Below are 20179 nucleotides of genomic sequence, written 5' to 3'. Positions count from 1 at the left end.
GCTTCGGATTTGCGGCTTTCCACAGCAAGTACTCCTCAAGTCTTTCTTGTTGTTATGGAGCCAGTGGCCTGCGCAATGCACTTGGCGGCTCCGCGAGGGAAGGCAGACGTCTGACCGGTTTGTTGACTTGCGGGTCAAGAAGTTGCTCGGTGGATTATCCTTTTGTGTACAAAGAATGCAAATAATGTTTTATCTTTTGTGTGCGCAAGGTGTCGTACAACGGCTATATAGGTAAAAGGCCACCTGCAGAAACGGCTCAGCCTGTGTACAATGGCGCCATACTTTCCTTCGTGCCTCGAGAGCCCATGAACGAACAGCTGCAACCTCTGAAGAAACCTGCGCGTACCGGCAAGGCTGGCCGCAGTGGTACCCAGGACGACATCGTCTACGCGCATATTTTCGAGGCGATCCTCGAGCAGCGTCTGGCACCGGGCACCAAGTTGAGCGAGGAAGCGCTGGGCGAGATCTTCGGCGTCAGCCGCACCATCATCCGCCGCGCCTTGTCGCGCCTGGCCCACGAAAGCGTGGTGCTGTTGCGGCCGAACCGCGGTGCGGTGGTGGCCAGCCCGACGGTGGAAGAGGCCCGCCAGGTGTTCTTCTCCCGGCGCATGGTCGAACGTGCCATCACCGAACTGGCCGTGCAGCACGCTTCCCTCGAGCAGCTCAACGAGCTGCGGCAGATGGTGCGTGAGGAGCGCGACAGCTTCTCCCGTGGTGACCGCGGCGCCGGCATTCGTCTTTCCGGCGAATTCCACCTCAAGCTGGCCGAGGCTGCGGGTAATGCGCCACTGGTCAGCTTCCAGCGCAGCCTGGTATCGCAGACCTCGCTGATCATTGCCCAGTACGAGAGCGGCAACCGTTCGCATTGCTCCTATGACGAACACATGCAGCTGATCGACGCTATCGAGGCGCGCGATGCAGAGCAGGCGGTGAGCCTGATGATGCACCACATGGATCACATCGACAGCAAGCTGAACCTGGACGAGGAGAGTGCCTCGGACGATCTGCATGCCGTGTTCTCGCATTTGCTGAAAAAGCCCAAGGTATCGGTCAAGGGTTGATCGTTTGCTTAAGTGAATGGAATGCGCCGTTGTGGGAGCGGGTTCACCCGCGAACACCGGCGCAGCCGGTGCCATACACCGTGTTGCCTTCTTCGCGGGTAAACCCGCTCCCACAAGAAGCACGGCCATTTCTGGCCATTAATCAAAGGTCTGCTAAATTCTTGTGAGCAAACCTTCATCAAGCAGTTGGGCTTGCGCATTCGTTGCGTTCAACTTCTTGAGGAATGGACTCATGAGCATGTCCCTCGGTAAACGCATGGGGGCCGAGCTGGTCGGCACCTTCTGGCTGGTGCTTGGCGGCTGTGGCAGTGCGGTACTCGCCGCAAGCTCCCCCATCGGCATCGGTGTACTCGGCGTCGCCTTCGCCTTCGGCCTCACCGTGCTGACCATGGCCTTCGCCATCGGCCATATCTCCGGTTGTCACCTCAACCCCGCCGTGTCGTTCGGGCTGGTGGTGGGCGGGCGCTTCCCGGCCAAAGAGCTGTTGCCCTACGTAATCGCCCAGGTGATCGGCGCCATCCTGGCGGCAGGTGTGATCTACCTCATCGCCAGCGGCAAGGCAGGTTTCGAGCTGTCTGCGGGATTGGCTTCGAACGGCTACGCCGATCACTCGCCCGGCGGCTACACCCTCGGGGCGGGCTTTGTCAGTGAAGTGGTGATGACGGCGATGTTCCTGGTGGTGATCATGGGCGCCACCGACGCCCGGGCGCCGGCAGGTTTTGCGCCGATCGCCATCGGCCTGGCCCTGACCCTGATCCACCTGATCTCGATCCCGGTGACCAATACCTCGGTCAACCCCGCGCGTAGCACGGGGCCGGCCTTGTTCGTCGGTGGCTGGGCCCTGCAACAGCTTTGGCTGTTCTGGGTGGCGCCGCTGATCGGTGCGGCGATCGGCGGCGCATTGTACCGGGGCTTGGCGAACGAGCCTTAGCGCTGGTGCACGCAACGCCCGGCGGCGTAGGTTTCGCGCACGGTGCGGTCGTCGCCGAGGGTGGTGAGCACGAACAGGGTTTCCTCGATGCTGTTGGACTGCTGGATGCGGTAGTCCAGCAGTGGCGTGGCCTTGTAGTCCAGTACCACGAAGTCGGCGTCGTTGCCCGGGCGCAGGCTACCGATGCGGTCGTCCAGGCGCAGTGCGCGCGCGCCGCCCAGGGTGGCCAGGTACAGTGACTTGTACGGGTGCAGACGCGCGCCCTGCAACTGCATCACCTTGTACGCTTCGTTCAGGGTATTGAGCAGCGAGAAGCTGGTGCCGGCGCCAACGTCGGTGCCCAGGCCCACATTGACCTTGAAGCGCTCGGCCTGGGGCAGGTTGAACAGGCCGCTGCCGAGGAACAGGTTGGAGGTGGGGCAGAAGGCCATGGCCGAGCCGGTTTCGGCCAGGCGCTGGCATTCGTCATCGCACAGGTGCACGCCATGGGCGAATACCGAGCGCTCGCCCAGCAGCTCGAAGTGGTCGTACACGTCGAGGTAACCCTTCTGCTCGGGGAACAGCGACTTGACCCAATCGATTTCCTTGAGGTTTTCCGACAGGTGCGTGTGCATGTACACCCCCGGGTGTTCCTTGAGCAGTTGGCCCGCCAGCGCCAGCTGTTCAGGCGTACTGGTCGGGGCGAAACGCGGGGTGACTGCATAGTGCAGGCGGCCCTTGCCGTGCCAACGCTCGATCAGTGCCTTGCTTTCGGCATAGCCGGACTCGGCGGTGTCGGTCAGGTAGTCCGGGGCGTTGCGGTCCATCATCACCTTGCCGGCGATCAGGCGCAGGTCCAGGCGCTCGGCTTCCTCGAACAGGGCATTGACCGATTCCGGGTGCACGCTGCCGAACACCAGGGCGGTGGTGGTGCCGTTGCGCAGCAGTTCCTTGAGGAAGATCTTCGCCACCTGGTCGGCGTGGCCCTTGTCGGCGAACTGCTTTTCGCAGGGGAAGGTGTAGGTGTTCAGCCAGTCCAGCAGCTGTTCGCCGTAGGAGCCGATCATGCCGGTCTGCGGGAAGTGGATGTGGGTGTCGATGAACCCCGGGGTGATCAGCGCGTCCTGGTAGTGCTCGACCGGGATGTCGGCGTCCAGGGTCGGCAACAGTTCGGCGGCGTGGCCTACGGCGCGGATGCGGCCGTCGTCGACTACCAGCAGGCCGTCCTCGAAGTATTCATGGGAAGCCTCCAGGCCCACCTCGGCCGGGTCGGCGATGCTGTGCAGGATGGCGGCACGGTAGGCTTTGCGGGTAACGGTCATAACACACTCGTCAAATGGCTTGGCTGCGCCGGGAAGGCGGCAGCAACTGGGCAATGGGGCCGGCATTGGCGGCAGCGTCGTGCTGGCCGAAGCAGGCGTTGTAGGTGGCGATGATTTCACCGGCGATGGACACGGCGATCTCGATGGGCAGCTTGCCCTTGACCTCGGCCAGGCCCATCGGGCAGCGCATGCGCGCCATCACGGCATCGTCGTAACCGCGCTCGCGCAGGCGATGCTCGAACTTGACCCGTTTGGTCTTCGAGCCGATCAGGCCGAACCAGGTGAAGTCGTTGCGCTTGAGAATGGCGGCGGTCAGTTCCAGGTCGAGCTGGTGGTTGTGGGTCATGACGATGCAGTAGCAGCCTGGCGGCAGTTCTGCCACTTCGTCGACCGGCTCCTCGCTGACCACCTTGGTCACCCCGTCGGGGATCAGGGCAGGGAATTCCTGCTCGCGCGAATCGATCCAGCGCACCCGGCAGGGCAGGGCGGCGAGCAAGGGTACCAGAGCCCGGCCGACATGACCCGCGCCGAACACCGCGATCTGCGCCTGCACCGCGGCCATGGGTTCGAACAGCAGTACATTGACGCCGCCGCAGCACTGGCCAAGGCTGGCGCCGAGGCTGAAGCGCTCCAGGTGCGGAGTGGTGCGGTGCTCTTCGAGCATTTGCCGGGCGATGTGCAGCGCCTTGTATTCCAGGTGGCCGCCGCCGATGGTGTCGAACAGGCCGCTGGCGCTGACGACCATTTTCGAGCCGGCATTGCGCGGGGTCGAGCCGCGCTCCTCGATGATGGTCACCAGCACGCAGGCTTCGCCACGGGACTGGTGGTCGGCGAGGGCGTTGATCCATTGGTGCATGATGCAACCTCTCTATAGGTGCGTCGCGATCCCTGTGGGAGCGGGTTCACCCGCGAATGCGGCGGTGAAACCACTATCGCATTCGCAGGTAAACCCGCTCCCACAGGGCCCTGCATTGTCAGTGAGGCACGGTTTCCAGTTCCTGTTCGGCAGGTTGCGCTGCAGCCACCGCCTTGCGCATCTGCTCGCAACCCCACAACACTCGCTCCGGCGTCGCCGGCGCATCCACCTGTGGCTGCACGCGGTAGTCGGCGATGCTGGCCACGGCGTCCTTGATCGCGCACCAGGCAGCGATGCCGAGCATGAACGGCGGCTCGCCCACGGCTTTGGAATGGAACACGGTGTCTTCCGGGTTCTTGCGGTTCTCCACCAGCTTCACCCGCAAATCCAGCGGCATGTCGGCCACTGCCGGGATCTTGTAGCTGGCCGGGCCGTTGGTCATCAGCTTGCCCTTTGCGTTCCACACCAGCTCTTCGGTGGTCAGCCAGCCCATGCCCTGAATGAAGCCGCCTTCCACCTGGCCGATGTCGATGGCCGGGTTCAGCGAATCACCCACATCGTGCAGGATGTCGGCACGCAGCATCTTGTATTCGCCGGTCAGGGTGTCGACCACCACCTCCACGCAGGCTGCGCCGAAGGCGAAGTAGTAGAACGGCCGGCCACGTGCCTGGCTGCGGTCGTAGTAGATCTTCGGCGTGCGGTAGAAGCCGGTGCTGGACAGCGACACCTGGGCGAAATAGGCCTGCTGCACCAGCTGCTCGAAGCTGACGATCTGGTCGCGCACGCGCACATGGCCGTTGCGGAACTCGACGTCTTCCTCGGTCACCTGGTAGTGCCGCGCGGCAAACTCGGTCAGGCGCTTCTTGAGGATTTCGGCAGCGTTCTGCGCCGCCTTGCCGTTCAGGTCGGCACCACTGGAGGCCGCGGTCGGCGAGGTGTTGGGCACCTTGTCGGTATTGGTGGCGGTGATCTGGATGCGGCTGAAATCGACCTGGAAGATTTGCGCCACCACCTGCGCCACCTTGGTATTCAGGCCCTGGCCCATCTCGGTGCCGCCATGGTTCAGGTGGATGCTGCCGTCGGTGTAGATATGGATCAGCGCACCGGCCTGGTTGAGGAAGGTAGCGGTGAACGAGATACCGAACTTGACCGGGGTCAGCGCCAGGCCCTTCTTCAGGATCGGGCTATTGGCGTTGAAGCGGCGGATCGACTCGCGGCGCTCGGCGTAGTCACTGCTGGCTTCCAGTTCGGCGGTCATCTCTTCGAGCATGTTGTGCTCGACGGTCTGGTAGTAGTGGGTGACGTTGCGCTCGGTCTTGCCGTAGTAGTTGGCCTTGCGCACCGCCAGCGGGTCACGGCCCAGGTGGCGGGCGATGTGGTCCATCACCTGCTCGATGGCGACCATCCCCTGCGGGCCGCCGAAACCACGGTAGGCGGTGTTGGAGGCGGTGTTGGTCTTGCAGCGGTGGCCGTGCACCGTGGCATCGCCCAGGTAGTAGGCGTTGTCGGAGTGGAACATGGCGCGGTCGACGATCGAGCCGGACAAGTCCGGCGAATAGCCGCAGTTGCCCGCCAGGTCGAAGTTGATGCCGTGCAGGCGCCCGTCGTCGTCGAAGCCCACATCGTATTCGACGTAGAACGGGTGGCGCTTGCCGGTCATGGTCATGTCCTCGACCCGTGGCAGGCGCATCTTGGCCGGCTGGCCGGTCAGGCGCGCCACCACGGCACACAGGCACGCCGGGCTGGCGGCCTGGGTTTCCTTGCCGCCAAAGCCGCCGCCCATGCGGCGCATGTCCAGCACCACCTTGTTCATTGGCACATCGAGTACTTCGGCGACCAGTTTCTGCACTTCGGTGGGGTTTTGCGTGGAGCAGTAGACAATCATGCCGCCATCTTCGGTCGGCATCACCGAGGAAATCTGCGTTTCCAGGTAGAAGTGTTCCTGGCCACCGATGTGCAGCGTGCCCTGGATGCGGTGCGGGGCACTGGCCAGGGCAGCAGCGGAATCGCCACGCTGGTGGGTGTGGCTGTCGAGCACGAAGTGTTTCTTGCGCAATGCCTCGACCACATCCAGCACCGGCTCCAGGTCTTCATACTCGACGATGGCGGCCATGGCCGCACGGCGTGCGGTGTCGAGGTCACGGGCGGCCACGGCGAGCACCGGCTGGCCGAAGAACTCGACCTTGTCGATGGCCAGCAGCGGGTCGCCGGCCACCACCGGGCCGATGTCCTTGAGGCCAGGGATGTCTTCGTGGGTGATGGCGATGCGCACGCCCTCGAAGGCATAGCACGGCGTGGTGTCGATGCGCAGGATGCGCGCGTGGGCGCGGTCGGCGGTGCGCGCATAGACGTGCAACTGGTTGGGGAATTCCAGGCGGTCGTCGATGTACACCGCGTCGCCGGACACATGCTTGTCGGCGCTGTCGTGCTTGACGCTGCGGCCGACCCCGGTGGTCAGGTCCTGGCTGAACAGTTCGGCCATCTCGGCCTGGCTCTTGGCTACGTGATGGTTAGACATAAGCGGTCACCCGGGTTTCGATGTACGGCGTTTGCTGTTCGATGAAGTACTTGCGCAGCAGGTTCTGCGCGGTCAGCAGGCGGTACTCCTTGCTGGCGCGGAAGTCGCTGAGCGGGGTGAAGTCTTCGGCCAGGGCCTGGCAGGCGCGCTCGATGGCGGCCTGGTTCCAAGGCTTGCCGCGCAGCGCTGCTTCACAGGCACGGGCCCGTTTGGGGATCGCCGCCATGCCGCCGAAGGCGATGCGCACACCGCTGACCACGCCGTTTTCGATGCTCAGGTTGAAGGCACCGCACACCGCAGAAATGTCATCGTCCAGGCGTTTGGACACTTTATAGGCGCGGAACGCCCAGTCGCTGGTGGCGCGCGGCACGATGATCTTCTCGATGAACTCGCTGTCCTGGCGGGCAGTGATGCGGTAGTCGATGAAATAGTCTTCCAGCGGCATCACCCGCTGACGCTCGCCCTGGCGCAGGACGATCTGCGCGTCCAGGGCAATCAGCAGGGGTGGCGAGTCGCCGATTGGCGAAGCGTTGCCGATATTGCCGCCCAGGGTGCCCTGGTTGCGGATCTGCAGCGAGGCGAAGCGGTGCAGCAGGGCGCCGAAGTCCGGGTATTCCTCGTTCAGCGCGCCGTAGCAGTCGGTGAGCGGGGTGGCGGCGCCGATTTCCAGGTGGCTGGCGGTCTTCTCGATACGCTTGAGCTCGGCCACATGGCCGACGTAGATCATCACCGGCAAGGTCTTGTGGAACTGGGTGACTTCCAGGGCCAGGTCGGTACCGCCGGCCAGCAACCGCGCTTCGGGGTGCGAGCTGTACAGGTCGGCCAGATCGGCCACGGTCAGCGGCACCAGGCAGCGCTTGTCGCCGCTGTTCAGCTCGCCGGTCTGGGTTGGCGCAATGGCCTTGAGGCGGCTGATGGTCTGTGCCTGCTGGGCATCGAACTGGTCGCGGCAGGGCTGGCGGCAGCTCTGCTCGGCGGCGTCGAGGATCGGCCGGTAGCCGGTGCAGCGGCACAGGTTGCCGGCCAGGGCTTCCTGGGCCTGGTGCAGATCGGGGCCGCTGCTGTTCTTCTGCAGGGCGAACAGCGACATGACGAAGCCGGGTGTGCAGAAGCCGCACTGCGAGCCATGGCAATCGGCCATGGCCTGTTGCACGCTGTGCAGTTGGCCCTGGTGCTTGAGACCCTCGACGCTGATCAGTTGCTTGCCGTGCAGCGACGATACGAAGGTCAGGCACGAGTTGAGGCTGCGGTAGCGCAGGCTGTCGTTGCCCTGGTCGTCCTGGGTCAGTTCGCCGACCACCACGGTGCAGGCGCCGCAGTCACCACTGGCGCAGCCCTCCTTGGTGCCAGGTTTGCCCAGGTGCTCACGCAGGTACTGCAGCACCGTCATGTTCGGGTCCAGGGCATGCTCACTACGCAGCTCCTGGTTGACGAGAAACTGGATCACGGGGATGGCCTCGCAATGGTTTTATTGTTGTTGGGCGGACTCTAAGCAAGAGCTGTCCTGCTGGTCAATAATTTTCTGACTCAAAGGTCAGGAAATTGTTCGTGTCACTGCCCAACGGCTCACATTGCCCATATGCCAAGCATAGATCGCGCCGCGCTCGGGGTTGCCTGTCGGGTCAAATAAACCGCCTGGCCCCTCTGCGCGATCAACGGTCAAGTACGCTACAATTCGCTGCTTGTGCCCAGTTCAATGATTTTGAAGGAAAACCATGACGTTCAAGGCCCCGGACAGCCTCTCCGAGCAGATTGCCGATTACCTGGCCGAACGCATCATTCGCGGCGAGCTGGCGCCAGGCGAGCGTATCCAGGAGCAGAAGGTCACCCAGGCGCTGAATGTCAGCCGCGGCTCGGTGCGCGAGGCGCTGCTGATCCTCGAACGCCGGCACCTGGTGGCGATCCTGCCGCGCCGGGGTGCTCATGTGACCGAACTCGACGAGCGAAGTGTGCGCAGCCTGTGCGCACTGATGGGCGAGTTCTACATCCTGCTGGGTAACGCGGTTGCGCAAAAATGGCGCACCGATGCTGACCTGCGCCCGTTCCTGGAGATCCAGCAGCGCCTGCAGCGGGCCCATGACCAGCTGGACATCAAGGCCTTCGTCGCCGACAGCTTCGCGGTCATGCGGGCGGCCTATCCGTTCGCCGACAACCCGTTCCTGCAGGAAACCGTGGAAAACCTGCAGCCGGCGATGAGCCGTGCCTACTACCTGTCGCTGGACCAGCGCCAGGCCAACATGATCGATTACCTGGACCTGTTCGCCCGCCTGCTCGACGCCGTGATCGCCCGTGACCTGCCGCGCATTCGCGAGGTGCTCACCGCCTATGGCCAGCGCAGCTGCGAACTGGTGCTGGCGGCGTTGGCCCGAGGCTGACCGATGCGCCTGAAGTGCATTCGCCTCGCCGGGTTCAAGTCGTTCGTCGACCCGACCACGGTCAACTTCCCCAGCAACATGGCGGCCGTGGTCGGCCCCAACGGCTGTGGCAAGTCCAACATCATCGATGCCGTGCGCTGGGTGATGGGCGAGAGTTCGGCGAAGAACCTGCGCGGCGAGTCGATGACCGATGTCATCTTCAATGGCTCCAGTGGCCGCAAGCCGGTCAGCCAGGCCAGCATCGAGCTGGTTTTCGACAACAGCGAAACCACCCTGGTCGGCGAATATGCCGCCTACGCCGAGATCTCGATCCGCCGCAAGGTCACCCGCGACGGGCAGAACAGCTACTACCTCAACGGCACCAAGTGCCGTCGGCGCGATATCACCGACATATTCCTAGGCACCGGCCTGGGGCCGCGCAGCTATTCGATCATCGAGCAGGGGATGATCTCCAAGCTGATCGAGGCCAAGCCTGAGGAGCTGCGCAACTTCATCGAGGAAGCCGCCGGCATCTCCAAGTACAAGGAGCGCCGCCGCGAAACCGAGAGCCGCATCCGCCGCACCCAGGAAAACCTGGCGCGCCTGACCGACCTGCGCGAAGAACTGGAGCGCCAGCTGGAACGCCTGCACCGCCAGGCCCAGGCGGCCGAGAAGTACCGCGAATACAAGGCTCAGGAACGCCAGCTGAAGGCACGCCTGTCGGCGTTGCGCTGGCGTGACCTGGACGAACGGATGCGCCAGCGCGAGGCGGTGATCGGTGACCAGGATGTGGCCCATGAGGCGCTGGTGGCCGAGCAGCGCAATGCCGATGCCAGCATCGAGCGCCTGCGCGATGGCCATCACGAATTGTCCGAGCGCTTCAATCAGGTGCAGGGCCGCTTCTACTCGGTGGCCGGTGACATCGCGCGGGTCGAGCAGAGCATCCAGCACGGCCAGCAACGGCTGCGCCAGTTGCAGGATGACTTCAAGGAAGCCGAGCGCACGCGCCTGGAGACCGAGTCGCACCTGGGCCACGACCGTACCCTGCTGGCTACCTTGGGTGAAGAGCTGGCCATGCTCGAACCCGAGCAGGAAATGACCCTGGCCGCTGCCGAAGAGGCCGCCGCTGCCCTTGAAGAAGCCGAGCTGGGCATGCACGGCTGGCAAGAGCAGTGGGACAGCTTCAACAGCCGTTCCGCCGAGCCCCGGCGCCAGGCCGAAGTGCAGCAGGCGCGCCTGCTACAGCTGGAAACCAGCCTGGAGCGCCAGGCCGAGCGCCAGCGCAAGCTGGGCGAAGAGCGTGAGCTGCTGGGCAGCGAACCGCAGGATGCGGCCATGCTCGAACTGGCCGAGCAGCTGGCCAGTAGCGAAATGTTGCTGGAAGAGTTGCAGTTGTCGGAAGAGCAGGTGGTCGAGCGCCTGGAAGGCGCACGTGAGCAACTGCAACAGGCCACCCAGGCCCAACAACAGGCGCAGGGCGACCTGCAACGCCTTGGCGGTCGCCTGGCATCGCTCGAAGCCTTGCAGCAGGCCGCCCTGGAGCCGGGTGCAGGTGCTGCGTACTGGCTGCAGGACCAAGGCCTGGAGCAACAGCCGCGGCTGGCTGAAGGGTTGCGGGTAGAGCCGGGCTGGGAGCTTGCGGTAGAAACCGTGCTCGGCGCCGACCTGCAGGCCGTGCTGGTGGACGACCTCGGTAACCTCGATTTTACCGGCCTGGAGCAGGGCGAGTTGCGCTTGCTGCTGGCCAGCGGTACCGGCTCGTCGCTGCCCGGCAGCCTGCTGGAAAAGGTCGAAGGCCAGGTCGACCTGGCGCCCTGGCTGGGCCAGGTCAAGCCCGTGGAAGGCCTGGCCCAGGCACTGGCGCAGCGCGCCTCGCTCGGCGAAGGCCAGAGCCTGGTCAGTCGCGATGGCTACTGGGTTGGCCGGCACTTCCTGCGGGTGCGTCGTGGCAGCGAAGCCGAAGGCGGCGTGCTGGCACGCGGCCAGGAGATCGAGCGCCTGGGCCAGCAGCAACTGGAGCAGGAAGCGGCGCTGGAGCATTTGGAGCAGCAACTGCAGGCCCTGCGCGAGCAGCAGTTGGACCTGGAAGAACAGCGTGAGCAGCTGCGTCGCCGAACCCAGGAAGAAAACCGCCTGCATGGCGAACTGAAGGCCAACCTGTCGGCTGGTCGCGCACGTGCCGAGCAGGTCGAGCTGCGCCGCCGGCGCCTGCAGGAAGAGCTGGCCGAACTGGAAGAGCAGCGTGCCCTGGAGCACGAGCAACTGGGCGAAGCCCGCCTGTTGCTGCAGGAGGCACTGGAGCTGATGGCCCAGGATACCGAGCAGCGCGAGCAGTTGATGGCCCGCCGCGACACCCTGCGCGAAAGCCTCGACCGGGTGCGTCAGGAGGCCCGTCAGCACAAGGATCACGCCCACCAGCTGGCTGTTCGCCTGGGCTCGTTGCGTGCCCAGCACGACTCCACCCGGCAGGCCCTGGAGCGCCTGGAACAGCAGGCCGCGCGCCTGACTGAGCGCCAGGAGCAACTGAGCCTGAACCTGGAGGAGGGCGAGGCCCCGCAGGAAGAGCTGCGCCTGAAGCTGGAAGAGTTGCTGGAGCGGCGCATGAGCGTCGACGAGGAAATGCGCCAGGCCCGCCTGCATATGGACGAAGCCGACCGCGAACTGCGCGACGCCGAAAAGCGCCGTACCCAGGCCGAGCAACAGGCCCAGCTGCTGCGTGGCCAGCTGGAGCAGCTGCGCCTGGAATGCCAGGGCCTGGATGTGCGGCGCAAGACCTTGCAGGAGCAGTTGCTGGCCGATGGCTACGACCTGCAAGGCGTGCTCGCCACCCTTGAGGCCGAGGCCAGCGAGCAAGGCACCGAACAGGAACTGGAACAGCTCGAGGCGCGTATCCAGCGCCTGGGGGCGATCAACCTGGCAGCCATCGAAGAGTACGAGCAGCAGTCCGAGCGCAAGCGCTACCTGGACGCCCAGGATGCCGACCTGGTCGAAGCGCTGGAGACTCTGGAAAATGTCATTCGCAAGATCGACAAGGAAACCCGCAACCGCTTCAAGGATACCTTTGATCAGATAAATGCCGGATTACAGGCACTTTTCCCAAAAGTTTTCGGTGGTGGCAGCGCTTATCTGGAACTGACGGGCGAAGATCTACTCGATACAGGGGTAACGATCATGGCGCGGCCACCGGGCAAGAAGAACAGCACCATCCATCTGCTGTCCGGCGGCGAGAAGGCACTGACCGCATTGGCGCTGGTGTTTGCCATCTTCAAGTTGAACCCCGCACCGTTCTGCATGCTCGATGAGGTCGACGCGCCGCTGGACGATGCCAACGTCGGGCGTTACGCCCGTCTGGTCAAGGAAATGAGTGAAAGCGTGCAGTTCATCTACATCACCCATAACAAGATTGCCATGGAAATGGCGGACCAATTGATGGGGGTGACCATGCATGAGCCGGGCTGTTCGCGTCTGGTTGCCGTCGATGTGGAGGAGGCCATGGCCATGGTCGACGCCTGATGCTCGACGATAAGGGCATATTCTGTAGCGAAATGCCCCCGCCATGTGCGACAGACGGTGTAAAGTTGTCTTTGGTCGTGCTAGCTTAATGTCACTCGTTTTTTGCGTGGGTAAAACGCCTGTCAGAACATAGAGTTGGCGCCACGTGTTAAAGGGCTTTGAACCCTTTGTTTTCAAGCATATTTTTATAGAGGCACGGGATTACATGGAAATCGGTCTGCGCGAGTGGCTGATCGTCATCGGCATCATTGTCATTGCCGGGATTCTTTTCGACGGCTGGCGCCGCATGCGCGGCGGGAAAGGCAAGTTGAAATTCCGTCTGGATCGCAGTTATTCCAACCTGCCGGACGAAGAGGGCAATGCCGAAGTGCTTGGCCCGTCGCGGGTGCTGGATACCCACAAGGAGCCTGAGCTGGATGAAAGCGACCTGCCGTCGCTCAGCGCTTCTGCGCGTGATCGCGAGCGTGAGCCCAAACCGGCCAAGGCTGCCAAGCGCGGCAAGCGCGCCACCGCGGCTGCGGATGCACAGCAGGGCGACCTGAACCTGAGCGCCGAGCCGCGCGAGCCCGACCTGTTTGCCGACAGCGATGACGACTTTGCCGCGGAAAATACCCGCAGCAACGGTGCGGCGCCTGCCAGCAGCAGCGTCAAGGAGCTGCCGCCGGCCGAGGAAGTGCTGGTGATCAGCGTCATCTCCCGCGACGAGAGTGGCTTCAAGGGCCCGGCGCTGCTGCAGAACATCCTGGAAAGTGGCCTGCGCTTCGGTGAAATGGACATCTTCCACCGTCACGAGAGCATGGCCGGTCACGGCGAGGTGCTGTTCTCCATGGCCAACGCCGTCAAGCCCGGTGTGTTCGACCTGGATGACATCGACCACTTCAGCACCCGCGCGGTAAGCTTCTTCCTCGGCCTGCCGGGCCCGCGTCATCCGAAGCAGGCCTTCGACGTGATGGTGGCTGCGGCGCGCAAGCTGGCGCATGAACTGAACGGTGAGCTCAAGGACGACCAGCGCAGCGTGCTGACTGCCCAGACCATCGAGCACTACCGCCAGCGCATCGTCGAGTTCGAGCGCCGTGCGCTGACCCAGAAGCGCTGACAGATCCAGACGAAAGAGCAGCCTGAGGGCGTGCTGGTCGGTTCGGGTAATGCTGTTGCCTGTGTCGGCCTCTTCGCGGGTAAACCCGCTCCCACAAGGACACCACAAACCGCAAGGGCAGTGGAGTCCCTGTGGGAGCGGGTTTACCCGCGAAGAGGCCGGCACAGGCAATAAAACCCTGAACACCAGGCACCAACCCCAGGCTGCTCTTTTGCTTTGCAAGAGAAGACAAATCCCATGACCGCCGAAACCCGTATCCACGAACTGCGTGCCGAGCTCGACCAGCACAACTACCGCTACTACGTGCTCGATGAGCCAAGCGTGCCCGATGCCGAATACGACCGCCTGTTCAACGAGCTCAAGGCGCTTGAAGCCGAACACCCGCACCTGGTGACCCCTGACTCGCCCACCCAGCGCGTTGGTGGCGAAGCCCTGTCCGCGTTCAGCCAGGTGCGCCACGAAGTGCCCATGCTCAGCCTGGGCAACGCTTTCGAAGAGGCCGACCTGCGTGAATTCGGCCGCCGGGTGGTAGACGGGCTCGATCAGCCCGGTGCGGTCGACTACAGCTGCGAGCCCAAGCTCGACGGCCTTGCGGTGAGCTTGTTGTACCGCGACGGCCAGCTGGTGCAGGGCGCCACCCGTGGCGACGGCACCACCGGCGAAGACATCAGTGCCAATGTGCGCACCGTGCGCAACATCCCGCTCAAACTGCAAGGCCAGGGGTGGCCGGCGGTGCTGGAGGTGCGCGGCGAGGTGTACATGAGCAAGGCCGGTTTCGACCGGCTCAACGCCGCCCAGGCCGAAGCCGGCGGCAAGACCTTCGCCAACCCGCGCAACGCCGCAGCCGGCAGCCTGCGTCAGCTGGATTCGAAAATCACCGCCAGCCGCCCGTTGGAGTTCTGCTGCTATGGCGTCGGCCAGGTGTCCGCGAGCATCGGCGACAGCCACATCGGCATCCTCGAGCAGCTCAAGGCCTGGGGCCTGCCGATCAGTCGCGAACTCAAGCATGCCGCCGGCATCGAAGAATGCCTGGCCTACTACCGCGACATCGGCGAGCGACGCAACAGCCTGCCGTACGAAATCGACGGCGTGGTGTTCAAGGTCAACAGCCTGGCCGCCCAGCGCGAACTGGGCTTCCGCGCACGTGAGCCGCGCTGGGCGATTGCCCATAAGTTCCCGGCCATGGAAGAGCTGACCGAAGTGCTGGATGTCGAGTTTCAGGTCGGCCGCACTGGTGCGGTAACGCCTGTGGCACGACTGAAGCCGGTCAAGGTAGCCGGTGTGACCGTGTCCAACGCCACCCTGCACAACATGGACGAGATCGCTCGCCTGGGCCTGCGCATTGGCGACACGGTGATCATCCGCCGCGCCGGTGACGTGATTCCGCAGGTGATGCAGGTGGTGCTGGAGCGGCGCCCGGAAGATGCGCGCCCGGTGCAGGTGCCGAGTGAATGCCCGGTATGCGGCTCGCAGGTCGAGCGTACCCAACTGGTCAAGCGTAGCAAGGGCAAGGAAACCACCAGCGAGGGCGCGGTGTACCGCTGCGTCGGTCGCCTGGCCTGTGGCGCCCAGCTCAAGCAGGCGATCATCCACTACGTGTCGCGCCGCGCCATGGACATCGACGGCTTGGGCGAGAAAAGCGTCGAGCAGTTGGTGGACGAAGGCCTGATTGGCTCGCCGGCCGACCTGTACAAGCTGGAGTTCGACCAGATCGTCGGCCTGGAAGGCTTTGCCGAGGTGTCCAGCAAGAAGCTGCTGGATGCCATCGAAGCCAGCAAGCGCCCGAGCCTGGCGCGCTTCATCTACGCCCTGGGCATCCCCGACGTAGGCGAGGAGACCGCGAAGGTGCTGGCCCGCTCGCTGGGCAGCCTGGCGCGCGTGCAGCAGGCGCTGCCGCAGGTGCTTACCTACCTGCCGGACATCGGCCTGGAGGTGGCGTACGAGATCCACAATTTCTTCGAGGACGAGCACAACCGCAAGGTCATCAAGCAATTGCTCGATAGCGGCATGCAACTGCAGGACGAAGGCGAGCTGGCTGCCGAATTCGCCGCCAGTACCACGCTGGCCGGCATGATCGCCAAGCTCGACATTGCCTCGGTTGGCCCGACCGGTGCCGAGAAGCTCGTGGCCAAGCTCGACAGCCTGGAGAAGATCATTGCCGCCGACGGTATCGACCTGCGCCAGGCCCTGGCGGCCAAGCAGGCCGACGCCGTGCGCGAGTTCTTCAAGGATGAAGCCAACCAGAAACTGGCCCGGGACATCGAGGCACAGTTGCTGGCGTTCGGCATGCACTGGAGCAGCGAGAAGAAAGTGGCCGAAGGGCTGCCGCTGGCCGGCCAGACCTGGGTACTGACCGGTACCCTGGAGCGCATGAGCCGCGACATCGCCAAGGAAAAGCTGGAAAGCCTCGGGGCCAAGGTGGCGGGTTCGGTTTCCGGCAAGACCCACTGCGTGGTGGCGGGGCCGGGGGCGGGGTCCAAGCTGGCCAAGGCCAGCGAGCTGGGGGTCAAAGTGCTGGACGAAGATGCCTTCGTCACCTTCCTGGGCGAGCAGGGCATCGCTGTCTAGAAGGCCAATGGCAGATCTTGCTGCTTGCACGGTCCCTGTGGGAGCGGGCGTGCCCGCGAACACGGGCGAGGCCCGTGCCATCCACCGCGGCGCCTGCTTCGCGGGCACGCCCGCTCCCACAGGTCCTGCGCTGGTCTTGCTGTCAGCGTTAGCCCTGTAGGAGCGGGTTCACCCGCGAATTGGCAGCCCGTGGCCACCCCAACCCGGACAAGTCATTGAGAAATGATGACTTTTTCTCCTCCAGAGGTTGTATCTGCCCCCAAGACCGGTACAATGGCGCCACTCGTTGTTCAGCGAGCCTTGTAGTGGTGGCCCCATCGGTCCCCCCGCATTGATTACCCGTTAACCTGGTCAGGCCCGGAAGGGAGCAGCCATAGCGGGAACATCGAGTGCCGGGGTGTGGCTGGTGGGGCCGCCTCCATTTCCGGGGTATGAAAACCCCGCGTCTTGTCTATCCCAGTCACATCACAATGAAACGTTGCGTGCGTTGAAGGATGTGAGGCGGCATGAGCGCTTGTATTCACGCCGAGTAGGTTTTCTCACAGGCCGAGTCGAGTGCGCCTACATCTACTCTGCTGTGACAAAAATAGAGTGGTGCCTGCTAATCTGGGAGAGCAGGCATGAAAATGAGCAGGCGTGACTTGACCGTAGGTCTTCTGGTGACGGTTCTGTGGGGTGGCAACTACAGTGTCATCGAGCTTGGCTTGCGAGGGCTCGATCCCTATTTGTTGACGCTGTTACGCTTCACCTTCTGTGCGGTGCCGCTGGTTTTTTTTATCCGCCGCCCGGCCGGCGTTTCAGTGGCCGCCATGGCGGTATATGGCGTGCTGTTTGCCGTAGGTATCTGGTGGGTGGTCAACCTTGCCATGCACCAAGGCTTGAGTCCGGGTATGTCCTCGGTGTTCTTGCAGTTCAGTGCGTTCTTCACCATCCTGCTGAGCGCTATCTTTCTGCGTGAGCGTATCACCGCCGCCCATTCCTGGGGGATGGTCTTCGCGGCATGTGGGTTAGGCCTGATGCTGTTGGCGAGCAGCCAGTCGTCAACGGTGGTCGGTCTGCTGTTGGTGCTGCTTGCCGCGCTCGCCTGGGCTTTGTGCAATCTTTTGATCAAGCTCAAGCGCCCTGGTCAAATGACGGCCTTCATCGTCTGGTCGAGCTTGTACGCGCTGCCGGTCCTTGTGGTCCTCACGTTTGCCTCGCAAGGATGGTTGGCGTTCGAAGCCCTGGCCGGTGGCCTGGCATGGCCAACACTGTTTTCCGTGCTTTTCCAGAGCCTGATCACGACCATTCTGGGTTATCGCGTGTGGAACAACCTAATGAAGAAGTATCCGGCCACCCACGTCGCGCCCTTGTCGTTGCTGATACCAGTATCGGGCCTCGCAACTTCCTGGCTTTTCTTCGACGAGCAGATGAGTGCCGGGCAATGGCTGGCCATCTGCATGATCTTGACCGGCATCATGATATTCTTTTGCGGCCACTGGTTACGGACGCTCGGCGGGCGTTTTGCGCGGTTGGACTAAATGGAGGTTACCGGCGCTGGCTTGGTATTCGGGGAGGATGTCCACTTCCTTGGCCAAGGCCTGCATCAGGTCGTACAGCATGCCTTCTACTGGCTGGTCGCCTTCGATGCGCACCAGTGGCATGCTCCAGCTTTCGGCGACAGAAAAACGCAACACGGGCTGTTCAGCCTGGCTGTAGGTGCTCCACAGCAGCAACAGGGCCAGCAGTCTTCGCAAAGGCAATCCTCCCTGGATGGCACATCAGTTTCAAAGCTTAGACGACTTGCGCAGGGTGCAATTTTGCCCCCGCTCCGCTAGCATTAGCGATCTTCCGCTCGATCAGGCTACGATGGTTTTTCGATGAGTTATCAGGTTCTTGCACGTAAATGGCGTCCGCGCTCGTTCCGCGAAATGGTCGGCCAGACCCATGTGCTCAAGGCCTTGATCAATGCCTTGGACAACCAGCGCCTGCACCATGCCTACCTGTTCACCGGTACGCGGGGTGTGGGCAAGACCACCATCGCCCGTATCATCGCCAAGTGCCTGAACTGCGAAACCGGTATCACCTCCACGCCCTGTGGCACCTGTTCGGTGTGCCGGGAGATCGACGAAGGCCGTTTCGTCGACCTGATCGAGATCGACGCCGCCAGCCGCACCAAGGTCGAGGACACCCGCGAACTGCTCGATAACGTGCAGTACGCCCCGAGCCGTGGGCGCTTCAAGGTCTACCTGATCGACGAAGTGCACATGCTCTCGACCCACTCGTTCAACGCCTTGCTCAAGACGCTGGAAGAGCCGCCGCCCTACGTCAAGTTCATCCTCGCCACCACCGACCCGCAGAAACTGCCGGCCACCATCCTGTCGCGCTGCCTGCAGTTCTCGCTGAAGAACATGAGCCCGGAGCGGGTGGTCGAGCACCTCAGCCATGTGCTGGCTGCCGAGAACGTGCCGTTCGAGCCGGATGCCCTGTGGCTGCTGGGCCGTGCCGCCGATGGTTCGATGCGCGACGCCATGAGCCTGACCGACCAGGCCATCGCTTTCGGCGAAGGCAAGGTACTGGCCGCCGATGTGCGGGCCATGCTCGGCAGCCTCGATCATGGCCAGGTTTATGGTGTGCTGCAGGCGCTGCTCGAAGGCGATGCCCGGGCCTTGCTGGAGGCCGTTCGCGACCTGGCCGAGCAGGGGCCGGACTGGGCTGGCGTGCTGGCCGAAATGCTCAATGTGCTGCACCGCGTGGCCATTGCCCAGGCGCTGCCGGAAGCGGTGGACAACGGCCAGGGCGACCGTGAGCGGGTGCTGGCGCTGGCCTCGGCATTGCCAGCCGAGGACGTGCAGTTCTATTACCAGATGGGCCTGATCGGCCGCCGTGACCTGCCACTTGCGCCAGACCCGCGCGGCGGTTTTGAAATGGTCCTGCTGCGCATGCTGGCGTTCCGCCCCGCCGACACCGACGACGCGCCGAAGCCGATACTAAAGCCAGTGGGGATCAGCCAGGCCACAGCTGATCCTGCAACACAGGTGGCAGCGCCGGCGGTTGCCGTGGCGCCGCCGGCCGCTGCTGTCGTGGAGCCTGTTGCACCGGTTGCCACGCAACAAGTGCAGGCGCTCGCGCCGGTCGAGCCAGCGCCGCAGCCGGTTGTCGAACCTGTGTTGGCAGCTGAGCCTGCCCCGGTCAGTGAACCTGAGCCAGAACCAGAACCAGAACCGGTGGCAGAGGTGGTTGACCTGCCATGGGAAGAGCCCGCGCCAGCGGCGGCACCGGTAGTGGCCGAGCCTGCACCGGCTCCTGCACCGCCCGCTGCGCCCACGCCGGCAGCTGCCGCCCCGGCACATGACGACGAGCCGCCCTTCGACCCGTCCGCCTATGCCGCCGTGGGCATGGACCGCGACGATGAGCCGCCACTGGACGAAGACTATTACGGCGGCGAAAGCGACCCGGTCGGCTTCAGCTACCTGGACGAACTGGCCGAACATGTGCAGGAAGAAGCACCCAAGCCGGCAGCCGAACCGCTGCCGGCAGCCAAGCCGGCCACCGGCCTGGCCTTGCAATGGCTGGAATTATTCCCACAGTTGCCTGTGTCCGGGATGACAGGCAACATCGCGGCAAACTGCACGTTGATTGCCGCTGATGGCGACGACTGGCTGCTGCACCTGGACCCTGGCCAGGGGGCGCTGTTCAACGCCACCCAGCAGCGGCGCCTGAACGACGCGCTCAACCAGCACCTGGGGCGCACGCTGAACCTGCGCATCGAGCTGATCCTGCCCGAGCAGGAAACCCCGGCGCAGGCGGCGGCGCGCAAACGCGCCGAGCGCCAGCAGGACGCAGTCACCTCGATCGAGCAGGATCCGTTGATCCAGCAGATGATCAAGTTGTTCGGCGCCAAGGTGCGGCAGGATACTATTGAGCCTGTAGAAGCCCTGGTTAACCAGGGCCAGTAACGGATAACCATGCGGCCGGCCCGGTGCCGGGCCGCATCACATG

At 63.8% G+C, this 20179-nt stretch carries 12 protein-coding genes, 1 other RNA gene and 1 pseudogene; 9 read left to right on the top strand and 5 right to left on the bottom strand.

The genetic code is table 11. The annotated features are described in order from the left end of the window. Positions 1 to 305: 305 nt before the first annotated feature. Together J5M58_RS10975 and aqpZ are read left to right on the top strand one after the other, a co-directional pair. Positions 306 to 1061, top strand: a complete 756-nt coding sequence (locus tag J5M58_RS10975; RefSeq protein ID WP_207878129.1) for a GntR family transcriptional regulator — start codon at positions 306 to 308, stop codon at positions 1059 to 1061. Between the two features lie 232 nt (positions 1062 to 1293). Beyond that, positions 1294 to 1992, top strand: a complete 699-nt coding sequence (aqpZ, locus tag J5M58_RS10970) for an aquaporin Z (protein WP_112253039.1) — start codon at positions 1294 to 1296, stop codon at positions 1990 to 1992. Here the strand turns inward: aqpZ and guaD are convergent. The 4 genes from guaD to xdhA all read right to left on the bottom strand — a co-directional run bounded on the left by guaD (position 1989) and on the right by xdhA (position 8114). After that, positions 1989 to 3293 carry a guanine deaminase gene (gene guaD / locus J5M58_RS10965; protein WP_207878128.1) on the bottom strand — a complete coding sequence of 435 codons (1305 nt, stop codon included), beginning with the start codon at positions 3291 to 3293 and terminating at the stop codon, positions 1989 to 1991. The genes aqpZ and guaD overlap by 4 nt on opposite strands. A 10-nt stretch (positions 3294 to 3303) precedes the next feature. Beyond that, positions 3304 to 4149: a xanthine dehydrogenase accessory protein XdhC gene (gene xdhC, locus J5M58_RS10960; RefSeq protein ID WP_207878127.1), complete on the bottom strand. Its 846-nt coding sequence runs from the start codon at positions 4147 to 4149 to the stop codon at positions 3304 to 3306. A gap of 118 nt (positions 4150 to 4267) precedes the next feature. Further along, entirely contained in the window at positions 4268 to 6667 is a 2400-nt protein-coding gene (xdhB, locus tag J5M58_RS10955; protein WP_112253036.1) for a xanthine dehydrogenase molybdopterin binding subunit, read from the bottom strand. After that, the gene (gene xdhA / locus J5M58_RS10950; RefSeq protein ID WP_112253035.1) at positions 6660 to 8114 is read right to left on the bottom strand and encodes a xanthine dehydrogenase small subunit; all 1455 of its coding nucleotides are present in this window, start codon (positions 8112 to 8114) and stop codon (positions 6660 to 6662) included. The genes xdhB and xdhA overlap by 8 nt, the downstream gene beginning before the upstream one ends. A gap of 268 nt (positions 8115 to 8382) precedes the next feature. Between xdhA and J5M58_RS10945 the strand changes: the two genes are divergently transcribed. The 6 genes from J5M58_RS10945 to J5M58_RS10920 all read left to right on the top strand — a co-directional run bounded on the left by J5M58_RS10945 (position 8383) and on the right by J5M58_RS10920 (position 17718). Beyond that, entirely contained in the window at positions 8383 to 9042 is a 660-nt protein-coding gene (locus J5M58_RS10945; protein ID WP_015271155.1) for a GntR family transcriptional regulator, read from the top strand. Positions 9043 to 9045: 3 nt separating this feature from the next. Next, a complete protein-coding gene (gene smc / locus J5M58_RS10940; RefSeq protein WP_207878126.1) occupies positions 9046 to 12534 on the top strand; it encodes a chromosome segregation protein SMC in 3489 nt (1162 codons plus the stop codon). A 205-nt stretch (positions 12535 to 12739) separates the two neighbouring features. After that, a complete protein-coding gene (gene zipA, locus J5M58_RS10935; RefSeq protein WP_112253032.1) occupies positions 12740 to 13630 on the top strand; it encodes a cell division protein ZipA in 891 nt (296 codons plus the stop codon). Between the two features lie 237 nt (positions 13631 to 13867). After that, entirely contained in the window at positions 13868 to 16198 is a 2331-nt protein-coding gene (ligA, locus tag J5M58_RS10930) for an NAD-dependent DNA ligase LigA (RefSeq protein WP_112253031.1), read from the top strand. Between the two features lie 315 nt (positions 16199 to 16513). Further along, an RNA gene (ffs, locus tag J5M58_RS10925) (signal recognition particle sRNA small type) lies at positions 16514 to 16610 on the top strand. 208 nt (positions 16611 to 16818) lie between these two features. Further along, positions 16819 to 17718, top strand: coding sequence for an EamA family transporter (locus J5M58_RS10920; RefSeq protein WP_112253030.1), 900 nt, complete (start codon positions 16819 to 16821; stop codon positions 17716 to 17718). Positions 17719 to 17760: 42 nt separating this feature from the next. Here J5M58_RS10920 and J5M58_RS10915 read toward each other — a convergent pair. Continuing rightward, positions 17761 to 17934 (bottom strand): annotated as a pseudogene (locus tag J5M58_RS10915) (amino acid ABC transporter substrate-binding protein); the annotation flags it as partial. 123 nt (positions 17935 to 18057) lie between these two features. Here J5M58_RS10915 and dnaX point away from each other — a divergent pair. Further along, positions 18058 to 20136, top strand: coding sequence for a DNA polymerase III subunit gamma/tau (gene dnaX, locus J5M58_RS10910; protein ID WP_207878125.1), 2079 nt, complete (start codon positions 18058 to 18060; stop codon positions 20134 to 20136). The last annotated feature ends 43 nt before the right edge of the window (positions 20137 to 20179 follow it).

This window comes from Pseudomonas sp. 32_A (assembly GCF_017490905.1).
GTDB classification, from domain to species: domain Bacteria; phylum Pseudomonadota; class Gammaproteobacteria; order Pseudomonadales; family Pseudomonadaceae; genus Aquipseudomonas; species Aquipseudomonas inefficax.
The sequence above is the reverse complement of the archived record's forward strand: the minus strand, read 5'-3'. Positions and strand labels throughout refer to the sequence as shown.

Excerpts from the sequence above, each read along its gene's own strand:
- xdhB (WP_112253036.1), bottom strand. The coding sequence starts at position 6,667 with ATGTCTAACCATCACGTAGCCAAGAGCCAGGCCGAGATGGCCGAACTG.
- xdhC (WP_207878127.1), bottom strand. The coding sequence starts at position 4,149 with ATGCACCAATGGATCAACGCCCTCGCCGACCACCAGTCCCGTGGCGAA.
- ligA (WP_112253031.1), top strand. The coding sequence starts at position 13,868 with ATGACCGCCGAAACCCGTATCCACGAACTGCGTGCCGAGCTCGACCAG.
- J5M58_RS10975 (WP_207878129.1), top strand. The coding sequence starts at position 306 with ATGAACGAACAGCTGCAACCTCTGAAGAAACCTGCGCGTACCGGCAAG.
- J5M58_RS10945 (WP_015271155.1), top strand. The coding sequence starts at position 8,383 with ATGACGTTCAAGGCCCCGGACAGCCTCTCCGAGCAGATTGCCGATTAC.
- smc (WP_207878126.1), top strand. The coding sequence starts at position 9,046 with ATGCGCCTGAAGTGCATTCGCCTCGCCGGGTTCAAGTCGTTCGTCGAC.
- guaD (WP_207878128.1), bottom strand. The coding sequence starts at position 3,293 with ATGACCGTTACCCGCAAAGCCTACCGTGCCGCCATCCTGCACAGCATC.
- dnaX (WP_207878125.1), top strand. The coding sequence starts at position 18,058 with ATGAGTTATCAGGTTCTTGCACGTAAATGGCGTCCGCGCTCGTTCCGC.
- J5M58_RS10920 (WP_112253030.1), top strand. The coding sequence starts at position 16,819 with ATGAAAATGAGCAGGCGTGACTTGACCGTAGGTCTTCTGGTGACGGTT.
- zipA (WP_112253032.1), top strand. The coding sequence starts at position 12,740 with ATGGAAATCGGTCTGCGCGAGTGGCTGATCGTCATCGGCATCATTGTC.
- aqpZ (WP_112253039.1), top strand. The coding sequence starts at position 1,294 with ATGAGCATGTCCCTCGGTAAACGCATGGGGGCCGAGCTGGTCGGCACC.